This is a genomic window from Salegentibacter haimaensis (assembly GCF_054121495.1).
Window position 1 is genome coordinate 126,509 of sequence record NZ_JBSYGH010000010.1, and the last position, 9,054, is coordinate 135,562.

Sequence of the window (9,054 nt, forward strand, 5' to 3'; positions counted from 1 at the left end):
GACAAAAATTAGGTCCTATGCATTTCTTACCTGAAAAAATAGATGATTACATTGTAAAACATTCAGCAAAAGAACCCGAATTTCTTCAGAAATTAAACAGAGAAACCAATCAAAAGGTATTGCAGCCCAGGATGATTAGCGGGCATTACCAGGGCCGCATTTTAAGCCTTCTAAGCAAGATCATCGCTCCTGCTTCTATTTTGGAAATAGGCACCTACACCGGCTATTCGGCTCTTTGTTTGGCCGAGGGTCTAAAGCCCGGGGGAAAACTGCATACCATAGATATTAATGAAGAGCTCTATGATTTTCAGAAGAAATATTTTGAAGCCTCCACCTATTATTCTCAAATAAAGCAATATTTAGGTGATGCCCTGGAAATCATTCCGCAAATTGAAGATAGTTTTGACCTGGTTTTTATCGACGCCGATAAACCCAACTACCCTAAGTATTTTGAGTTAATCATTCAAAAAATGAATAAGGGCGGCGTTATACTTTCAGATAATGTTTTATGGAGTGGTAAGGTGGTAGAAGATCTCAAGGAAGACGATGAATCTACAAAGGCTCTTTTGGAATACAACAAAATCCTGGCCGAAGACCCCCGCCTGGAGACGGTAATTTTACCAATTCGGGATGGTTTAACTTTGAGCAGAGTTAAATAAACCTTCTCCCCGAGCGATTATAAAGCCAAAAGAAAAGATAGGCAAAAACCACTCCCACGATGGCTCCCACCAATAAGTCGCTGGGGTAATGAACTCCTACGTAGACACGGCTAAGAATGAATAAAAGCGGCCAGATAAAGACCACATAAATCCAGCTGTAGGTATCCTTTAAAACCAAAACCACAAATGTAGCCACCACTACCGAGGCAGATGCATGACCCGAAAAGAAACTGTAATTGGTTGGTTCCTGAAGTATTCTTATAAGGTCTACCAAATCTGGGTTATTGTTTGGCCGCAGCCGCACATAAATATTCTTGACAAGATTGGTGAAACCCCAGGTGCTTAAAAAGGTAGCAAGTAGAAAAATAGAAGTGAATGCAGCCTTTTTCCAGTCGAAAGCCAGAAAAAACAACACAAATAAGAATATGTAAAAAGGAATCCAGTTTTCGATACGGGTTACCAGGATCCAGAATTGATCGTATTGCTCAAGACCTAAACTGTTAAGGTAGACGAACAATTCCCGGTCCCATTGCTTTAACTGATCCAGCATTCTTCAAGAATTAAAGACGTCTTTTCACCGACCCGGTTATCTCATCGATATCTTCTTTCACCTTATCGATCTCACCTTTGATGTCTTTGGAAATATCGGTATCGATTCCCTGTTTTTCGGCGCTTTTCTGAATTTCGGTTTTAATATCATTTGAGGCGTTGCGCAGCATTTTCATACCTTTTCCAAGCCCACGCGCGATATCCGGAATCTTATCGGCGCCAAAAACCATTACCAGAATAAACAAAATAAAGGCAATTTCGGCACCACTAATAAATAATGGAAGTTTTCCCATAGCAAACAAATATAGCCACAAATTTAGGCATAAAAAAAGCCGACTCGTTAAAGTCGGCTTAATAATTTTAGTTGCCCAAACTTTCTTTAAATTCTTCGAATTTATCGGTGGTGGCTTCCTGGGGCCAGGTATTATTACTTACATCAATATCGGCAGTTTTCAGCTCAGGGTCTACCACTATTTTGCTGATTTCCTTATCGGTAGCGACTACCTTGGTGATAGCAGCATCGTGTTTTCTCCAGTTTTGAACCGGATAGGTGATCTTTTCTGAAGTGCCATCTTCGTAGGTATATTCTACTATTATGGGCATTGGGATACCTCCGGGCTTTTCAAAACTAATCTCGTAGAAATATTTTGGCTGTTTAAGCTTAGCTCTTTCCTGCTGGCTGAAATTATCCATCACATATTCATTGAGTTTAGGTGCATTTTCAAAAATGCTTCCTTGCTTTAAACCTTCCTGAAAATCTTCGCTGTCTTCTGAAACCACGTATACAGCATCGACTTCATCTGGATTTGCACCATAGCGTTGCAAAAACTCCTTACCTTCCTTAGTGGCTTTATCGGTGATATAATATTTCTTCACCTCGCTTATTCCTATGTCTACAAAATCGGTGGTATAGAACCAGGATCTCCAAAACCAATCCAGGTCTACGGCTGAAGCATCTTCCATAGTTCTGAAGAAATCTTCAGGGGTTGGGTGTTTGAACATCCAACGCTGGGAGAAGGTTCTAAAGGCGTGGTCAAACAACTCGTGCCCCATCACCGTTTCTCTAAGTATGTTAAGGGCTGTAGCCGGCTTTCCGTAGGCGTTATTTCCTAACTGATAAACCTCTTCGGGATTAGACATAATTGGTGAAATAAATGCCTGGTTACCTCTCATATAAGGAACAATTTTTTCGGGATCTCCACGACGCGAAGGGTATTTTTCAAGACTTCCCAAAGCTTCCGGGTATTCTTCGGCAAATTCCTGTTCGGCAAGATACTGGCCAAAGGTGTTTAAACCTTCATCCATCCAGCCCCACTGCCGCTCATCGGTATTTACGATCATCGGGAAAAAATTATGCCCAATTTCGTGAATAATTACGCTCATCATTCCGAATTTAACCCTATCAGAATATTCCCCGTTCTCGTCGGGACGGCCATAATTCCAGCAAATCATAGGGTATTCCATCCCCTGATTTCTTGCGTGAACCGAAACTGCTTTATGATAAGGGTATTGAAAAGTATGATGGGAATAGGTTTTCAAGGTACTGGCCACAACTTTGGTAGACCATTCTTCCCACAAAGGATTTCCTTCTTTAGGATATAAAGACACGGCCATCACATCTTTGCCCATTACGTCTACCGCCATCATATCTAAAATAAATTTTCTGGAAGTTGCGAAAGCAAAGTCACGAACCATCTCAGCTTTATACTTCCAGGTTTTGGTGTTATTTGAGAAAGATTTTTCGGCTTTTTCTGCCTCCTGCTGAGATACGATAATTACCGGTTCATCATAAGATTTTTTAGCCTGCTCGTATCGTTGAAGCATTTCTTTGGTATACACCTGCTTTCTATTTTGCAGCTCGCCAGTTGCCTCCATTATATGATCGGCAGGCACGGTGATATTCACCTCATAATCTCCAAAAGGAAGGGCCCATTCCCCGCTTCCCCAAAACTGCATATTTTGCCAGCCTTCCACATCGTTATAAACTGCCATACGAGGAAAAAACTGTGCTATTACATAGGCATTATTCCCGTCTTCAGGAAAATGTTCGTAACCCGAGCGGGCTCTGTCGGTAATATGGTTATTCAAATTGTACCACCATTTAATAGAGAATTCAAATTTTTCTCCCGGTTTTAAAGGCTCTTCGAGATCTACCCGCATCATCGTATAATTGATGGTATAATCAAGTGCCTTTCCATCCTTTTTCAACTCAATGATATTAAAGCCTCCGTCAAAAGGCTCCTTTAAATAGTTTTCGGTGAAACCTTCAAGAGTTGACACAGGATTCATTGCTGAAGGATCTTTTTGCAGTGCAGGAGAATCTTTTGTTCGAATATTCTGGTCTAACTGCAACCATAAATATTCCAGCGGATTTTTAGAATTGTTATGATAGGTAATAGTAGCCTCTCCATCCAGGCGGGTATTTTTATCGTCGAGTACAATATCCATTTTGTAATCGGCCATATTCTGGAAATAAGCTTCTCCGGGAGCACCAGAACCCGTTCTAAACTGATTGGGAGTGGCAAACTCCTGGTATAATTGTCTGAATTTATTCTGGTTGGTGTGGCCTTGTTCACGTTCTTCCTGTTTTTCCTCCTGAGCCGAAACTCCAAGAATCAGAAAAAAACATAGCAGAAAATTAAAAATCCCAGGTTTTCTCATAATTATAATGCGTTTTAAGATGGCTAAAAATAAGTTTTTTGAACGGATTGAAAATTAATTTTAAAATCTAATTTTATCTGCAGGCGAGCTTCTGGTTAACAAAAGGCTTTTTGTTTTATTCATTCGCTTCACGTGCACTACATTTTTTTGATCATCGAACAAATCGGTAAGAATGGCATTTTGCACCTTTATTTCTTTAAAATCGGGCACATTTTCTACCTCGATATAGAGCACCAACTGGTCGGCCTCGTATTCTTTTCCCAGATATTTCAGCTCAAGTTCCCTACCCCCAATCTCAAGTTTTAGCTTCTGCCCGAGATATCGCTCTATAGCTTTGCGAACAGAACCCTCTTCTTTTTCGTGCGAAAGCCTGATGTTATCATCGATACGGCTGCGAAGCACATTTTCCCAATCATCTATAAATACCCGGGTAATAATTTGCAGGCTCTGTTTTTCCTGTTTGTATTCTATCTCGGTTACACTAAGATAAAATTCGTGAACGGCCGGTTTAAACGCCAATAGAATAAAAACTGCACCTAATAAAAAAATTATCTTCTTCATTTTTAAACCTAAAATTCTAAGCTTCCTTAAAAATTACAAATTTCGCCATTCTTTAAACTCATTTATTTTTTCTTCGAATAAATTCATCACGGCTAACATATCATTGCTATGATCTCTAAGCGAATGATTTTCGGCACAATAATAAACAAAATTCAGGCCTTCTTTTGCTGAAATCCCCAGAACCTCTTCGAAATAATCTTCAGGCAGGCTAGCTATAATTTTTTGAACACTCCTTTTTAATTCTTCGTTTTGGCTGTGAGATTTCAACATATCCAGCCTCCCGCTAAGCTTGTTTAACAAACCATCTAATGGCACCCCTCCCGCCGAAGTGGTGGCCGTATGCAGCATACGTTTATCTTTAGTAATCGGGTCCCGCTTCTGGTAAGGAATTCTTAGCTCATTTAAATTATAGGTATCAATTTGCTGCAGATCCTTTTCCAGATTCCCGCTAAATTTATGCAGTCGCACTTCAGCCAGCTCATTGAGATCTTCAACCAGAGTTACTTCAATATTTCCTTTTTCAAGCATTTCCTGAGAAATGAGAATGCTTTTTCGCTGATACTGAACTGAAGTAAATAAGATCGAGTCCCCAACTGAAGCAGAAATTTCAAAACTGCCCTGCAAATCGCTTAAATTTCCTTTTTGTTGTTTGAGATTTATTACGTGAACAGGAGCAAGAATGGAATCGGCCAGAATTTTGCCTTTGAGAGTCCTGGTTTCCTGCGAAAAACCACTTGAAAAGATTAAAAAAGCAAGATTAAACAGGAGAATTATTCTCATCCAATTGCTGGTTTTTGATATATTCTTTAGAGTGCTTTTCCAGAAATGCGATGAGTTCAAGTGAATTTTTCTCTTCTAAAAGTTCTTTACTTAAGCCATTTTTAAATGCAAAGGAGATAAAATTGTTGATATGTGAGTGTTGTAGTTTAAGATGATTTTTGAAAAAATCTTCATCGAATTTTTTTCTAAGGCTGGTAATCGCGATTTGTTCATTGAAAATAGCAGGTTTAATAGATGGCTTTTTCTTAATCAGATCTTTTCCTGTGACCAATTTATAAACAGCCAGAAGATTAACCGGAGTACTTGCCATTTGGCTGTTTTGCTCAAAAGCGATGTTAGGCACCCCCCTGGGTTTGATAGGCTCTACCGGCGGAATTTCAAAAACCGGCATCTCGTGAACTTTTATATTTGCAATATCGGCTTCAAGATTTCCGCTTAAATTATGCACTTTTACCTCAGCAAGTTCATTTAAAGCAGGATCGAGTTTAATGGAAAGGTAATTCTCCTCTAATATTTCTGAAGTAATCTTCAGTTTTTTTGGAGCAAATTCTACTGAAGAGATAAACAACTCATCACCTTTAGAGACCTTAATTTTAAATGTTTTATCAGCTTCTGAAGTGGTTCCCGTCTTTGCAGTTAAGTTGATGATATGAACCGGGGCAGAAACCTTGTCTACCACAATTTCGCCTTTTAATACCTTTGGCTCCTGAGCCCACAGCCCCGCTGAAATAAGGAAAAATATTAAAACAAGAAATTTGGAGGATAAAGTGCTAGTTTCGTACCTGCTGATTTTTGTAATTTTCACTCTGAAGGATTAAAAATTCGATTAGTTCGAGTTCGTTTCCTTCCTGGAGCATCGCTTCCGAAAGGCCTCTTTCGTTGGTGTAATATATAAAATCCTGAATGTTTTCTTCAGCGATATCGAGATTTTCTCTGAAGAATTCATCATTATACATCAACCTAACCTGTTCATTTATTTGTTCCTGGCTTAAAGATTTGTCTTCTTCAGAATAGGCAAGCAACTTAAAAATATTAACCAGGTTTAAGCCGTTCACCAACCATTGCTGGCTTTGTGCAAGGGCATCATTTCTTCCCGGGGGTGTAAGGGAATCGGGCTCCACCCTTATACCCATAGAATCGAGTTGCGCGGCGGTATAGCGGGGAAGGGAAGGGTCGTTAACACTAATGCGGTTCACATCTACATTTACGTTACCTGTGAGGTCTACGGGACGCACCACTACTTCAGGCAGTTCGGTAACCGATTCGGTCAAAAACACATTCATTTGTCGGGAATCTATTACCCCGGCATCTACTATGATCGTAAATTTTTCGAATTGAACGGCCGAAAAACTAATGCTGTCATTTTCTGCCGCCATAATACTGAATTCCCCCTGCAAATTGGTAATAGTCCCGGATTTTCCGGTTTCATTAATCACGGTCATCCCTTCGGGGCTATCCCCTTCAGGAACGATTACTTTTCCCTGTACCCTAACCCGTTCCTGGGCCATAACAGAAAAACTTTGGAGGCTAATAAAAAATATTGCTGCGTATGTGAGTAGTGATTTTTCCATACTTAAAGTAACAATACGACTTCTAATAATTTCGTCAAGGGGCTTGTAAACTTTTGTTAAAAGGTCTATTTCAGCTAAATTTACACGAAAAGAAGATGAAAAAAGCTTTACTGGCAAGTACTTCTACCTTGCATAATGAAGATTATCTGGAATATTTAATCCCGGTAATTGCTGAATTTTTTAAAGATCGCGAAGTGATTTTTATACCATTTGCCCGCCCCGGGGGCATTAGTCACAACCAATACACCAACCTGGCCAAAACCGCTTTTCAAAAAGCCGGAATAGAATTAAATGGCATTCACGAATTTGATAATATGCAGGAGGCACTGAACAACGCAGACGGAGTTTTTACCGGCGGCGGAAACACCTTTCTTTTGGTTTCTGAATTATATCGCTTAAACCTAATGCAGTTACTTCAGCAGAAAATTCACGAGGGCACCGCATATATGGGCAGTAGTGCGGGGACGAATATCGCCGGGCTCACGATGCAAAATACCAATGACATGCCTATAATTTATCCGCCAAGCTTTAAAACCCTGGGAGTGGTCCCTTTCAATATTAATCCGCATTATCTGGACCCCGATACCGGTTCAACCCATAAAGGGGAAACCCGGGAAACCAGAATTAAGGAATTTCACGTATTCAATTCGCAACCGGTTGTGGGCCTTAGAGAAGGTAGCTGGCTGGAAGTAAACGATAATAAAGTTACGTTAAAAGGTAAGTTGACAGCCCGGATTTTCAGGAAGGATAAAGTACCTTTCGAATTAGAACCCGAAAAGGATTTAAGCGAATTAAATTAATATGGATTATCAGAAAATTCTGGATACTATAGAAAGTGAAATGAGTTACAGGGATGTACAGGGAAAACCTGCTTCCTACATTCCTGAACTCGCCAAAGTTGATCCCCGAAAATTCGGAATGCACATATATTGCGGGGACGAGCAGCATTTTTGTTTTGGAGACAGCAAGGAAAATTTCTCAATACAAAGTATTTCAAAAGTATTTGCCCTGGCTATGGCGATGAATATTATGGGAGAAGATCTTTGGGACAGAGTGCACGTAGAACCTTCGGGCGACCCCTTTAATTCTCTCACCCAGCTGGAACACGAAAGCGGCGTACCCCGAAACCCTTTTATAAACGCAGGAGCCCTTGTGGTTTGCGATGTTCTTGTAGATCAATTAGAAGATCCTAAAAAAGATATGCTCGAGCTGGTTAGAAAATTAAGCGGTAATCCCAATATCGAATATGGAGCCGAGGTTGCAGCTTCAGAAAAAATGACCGGGTACAGAAATGTAGCCCTGGTGAATTATATGAAGGCTCTGGGAAATATAAAATCGGAAGTAGAACCTATTATGGACCTGTATTTCCATCAATGCAGCCTGGCAATGTCCTGTAAAGATTTGGCTATGGCCTTTATGATCTTTGCCAACAAAGGAAAGATATTAAGCACAGGCGAGGAGATTTTATCGCCTCTATATGTAAAGCGTATAAATGCTTTAATGCAAACCTGCGGATTCTATGACGAAGCTGGTGAATTTAGTTTCGAAGTTGGCCTTCCCGGAAAAAGTGGTGTAGGTGGTGGAATTGTCGCCATACATCCCGCCCAATATTCGGTGGCGGTTTGGAGCCCTATTCTCAATGAAAAAGGAAATTCAAAACTGGGAATGAAGGCTTTAGAACGACTTACAAGTTTAACCGGCCTGTCGGTTTTCTAAAAAACGGCTTAAAACAAAAAATGCTTTCTGAAAATTCAGAAAGCATTTTTAATGAATTGAACACTGATTTATATTAAAGCGCTGCTACGTGTTTAGTCAAATTAGACTTAAGGTTAGCGGCTTTATTATTGTGTATAATATTTTTCTTAGCCAGTTTATCGATCATCGATATCACTGAAGGTAGCATAGCCTCTGCCTCTTTCTTATCTGCACCACGCAATTTGCGAATAGCGTTTCTGGTGGTTTTATGCTGGTAGCGGTTTCTAAGACGTTTTGCCTCATTGCTACGAATCCTCTTCAACGCTGACTTATGATTTGCCATTACTAATTTCTTCTTTAATTGTTTTCTTGTTGTAGTCCGTAGGGGAATCGAACCCCTGTTACCAGGATGAAAACCTGGCGTCCTAACCCCTAGACGAACGGACCATTAATTCTCAATAAAAAACCCTTTCGGGTAACTTCTGAAATCTTTTCGTTTCCTGTTGTAGTCCGTAGGGGAATCGAACCCCTGTTACCAGGATGAAAACCTGGCGTCCTAACCCCTAGACGAACGGACC

At 40.2% G+C, this 9,054-nt stretch carries 11 protein-coding genes and 2 tRNA genes; 3 read left to right on the forward strand and 10 right to left on the reverse strand.

The features are described from left to right. Nucleotides 1-17: 17 nt before the first annotated feature. Nucleotides 18-659 (forward strand): O-methyltransferase, encoded by a 642-nt coding sequence (locus tag ACW6QP_RS10975; protein WP_457910914.1) that lies wholly within the window; start codon nucleotides 18-20, stop codon nucleotides 657-659. Here the strand turns inward: ACW6QP_RS10975 and ACW6QP_RS10980 are convergent. The 7 genes from ACW6QP_RS10980 to ACW6QP_RS11010 form a co-directional block, all read right to left on the reverse strand. Next, on the reverse strand, nucleotides 652-1,209 hold the full coding sequence (locus ACW6QP_RS10980; protein WP_457910915.1) for a phosphatase PAP2 family protein: 558 nt from the start codon (nucleotides 1,207-1,209) through the stop codon (nucleotides 652-654). The two genes, ACW6QP_RS10975 and ACW6QP_RS10980, sit on opposite strands and share 8 nt — an antisense overlap. Before the next feature lie 10 nt (nucleotides 1,210-1,219). Next, the gene (locus ACW6QP_RS10985) at nucleotides 1,220-1,501 is read right to left on the reverse strand and encodes a Sec-independent protein translocase subunit TatA/TatB (protein ID WP_457910916.1); all 282 of its coding nucleotides are present in this window, start codon (nucleotides 1,499-1,501) and stop codon (nucleotides 1,220-1,222) included. A 67-nt stretch (nucleotides 1,502-1,568) separates the two neighbouring features. Beyond that, nucleotides 1,569-3,869, reverse strand: coding sequence for a M1 family metallopeptidase (locus ACW6QP_RS10990; protein ID WP_457910917.1), 2,301 nt, complete (start codon nucleotides 3,867-3,869; stop codon nucleotides 1,569-1,571). Nucleotides 3,870-3,929: 60 nt separating this feature from the next. Next, entirely contained in the window at nucleotides 3,930-4,430 is a 501-nt protein-coding gene (locus tag ACW6QP_RS10995; RefSeq protein ID WP_457910918.1) for a DUF6702 family protein, read from the reverse strand. 33 nt (nucleotides 4,431-4,463) lie between these two features. Next, complete coding sequence (locus tag ACW6QP_RS11000; RefSeq protein ID WP_457910919.1) at nucleotides 4,464-5,210, reverse strand: hypothetical protein; 747 nt, start codon at nucleotides 5,208-5,210, stop codon at nucleotides 4,464-4,466. Further along, a complete protein-coding gene (locus ACW6QP_RS11005; protein WP_457910920.1) occupies nucleotides 5,188-6,015 on the reverse strand; it encodes a hypothetical protein in 828 nt (275 codons plus the stop codon). Before ACW6QP_RS11005 ends, ACW6QP_RS11000 begins: the two co-directional genes overlap by 23 nt. Next, nucleotides 5,981-6,718 carry a carboxypeptidase-like regulatory domain-containing protein gene (locus ACW6QP_RS11010; protein WP_457910921.1) on the reverse strand — a complete coding sequence of 246 codons (738 nt, stop codon included), beginning with the start codon at nucleotides 6,716-6,718 and terminating at the stop codon, nucleotides 5,981-5,983. The genes ACW6QP_RS11005 and ACW6QP_RS11010 overlap by 35 nt, the downstream gene beginning before the upstream one ends. 158 nt (nucleotides 6,719-6,876) lie before the next feature. On the opposite strand from ACW6QP_RS11010, the gene pepE reads away from it, so the two are divergent. Further along, nucleotides 6,877-7,581, forward strand: coding sequence for a dipeptidase PepE (gene pepE / locus ACW6QP_RS11015; protein WP_457910922.1), 705 nt, complete (start codon nucleotides 6,877-6,879; stop codon nucleotides 7,579-7,581). A 1-nt stretch (nucleotide 7,582) separates the two neighbouring features. Continuing rightward, complete coding sequence (locus tag ACW6QP_RS11020; RefSeq protein ID WP_457910923.1) at nucleotides 7,583-8,497, forward strand: glutaminase; 915 nt, start codon at nucleotides 7,583-7,585, stop codon at nucleotides 8,495-8,497. Nucleotides 8,498-8,570: 73 nt separating this feature from the next. Here the strand turns inward: ACW6QP_RS11020 and rpsT are convergent, their stop codons facing one another. The 3 genes from rpsT to ACW6QP_RS11035 all read right to left on the reverse strand — a co-directional run bounded on the left by rpsT (nucleotide 8,571) and on the right by ACW6QP_RS11035 (nucleotide 9,054). Continuing rightward, nucleotides 8,571-8,819: a 30S ribosomal protein S20 gene (rpsT, locus tag ACW6QP_RS11025; RefSeq protein WP_457910924.1), complete on the reverse strand. Its 249-nt coding sequence runs from the start codon at nucleotides 8,817-8,819 to the stop codon at nucleotides 8,571-8,573. Between the two features lie 32 nt (nucleotides 8,820-8,851). Next, nucleotides 8,852-8,923: transfer RNA gene (locus ACW6QP_RS11030), tRNA-Glu, on the reverse strand. A gap of 59 nt (nucleotides 8,924-8,982) precedes the next feature. Then, nucleotides 8,983-9,054 (reverse strand) — tRNA-Glu (locus ACW6QP_RS11035).

Bases quoted from the DNA above. Each gene is read 5' to 3' on its own strand.
- ACW6QP_RS10975 (WP_457910914.1), top strand. From the start codon at position 18: ATGCATTTCTTACCTGAAAAAATAGATGATTACATTGTAAAACATTCA.
- ACW6QP_RS10980 (WP_457910915.1), bottom strand. From the start codon at position 1,209: ATGCTGGATCAGTTAAAGCAATGGGACCGGGAATTGTTCGTCTACCTT.
- ACW6QP_RS10985 (WP_457910916.1), bottom strand. From the start codon at position 1,501: ATGGGAAAACTTCCATTATTTATTAGTGGTGCCGAAATTGCCTTTATT.
- ACW6QP_RS10990 (WP_457910917.1), bottom strand. From the start codon at position 3,869: ATGAGAAAACCTGGGATTTTTAATTTTCTGCTATGTTTTTTTCTGATT.
- ACW6QP_RS10995 (WP_457910918.1), bottom strand. From the start codon at position 4,430: ATGAAGAAGATAATTTTTTTATTAGGTGCAGTTTTTATTCTATTGGCG.
- ACW6QP_RS11000 (WP_457910919.1), bottom strand. From the start codon at position 5,210: ATGAGAATAATTCTCCTGTTTAATCTTGCTTTTTTAATCTTTTCAAGT.
- ACW6QP_RS11010 (WP_457910921.1), bottom strand. From the start codon at position 6,718: ATGGCCCAGGAACGGGTTAGGGTACAGGGAAAAGTAATCGTTCCTGAA.
- pepE (WP_457910922.1), top strand. From the start codon at position 6,877: ATGAAAAAAGCTTTACTGGCAAGTACTTCTACCTTGCATAATGAAGAT.
- ACW6QP_RS11020 (WP_457910923.1), top strand. From the start codon at position 7,583: ATGGATTATCAGAAAATTCTGGATACTATAGAAAGTGAAATGAGTTAC.
- rpsT (WP_457910924.1), bottom strand. From the start codon at position 8,819: ATGGCAAATCATAAGTCAGCGTTGAAGAGGATTCGTAGCAATGAGGCA.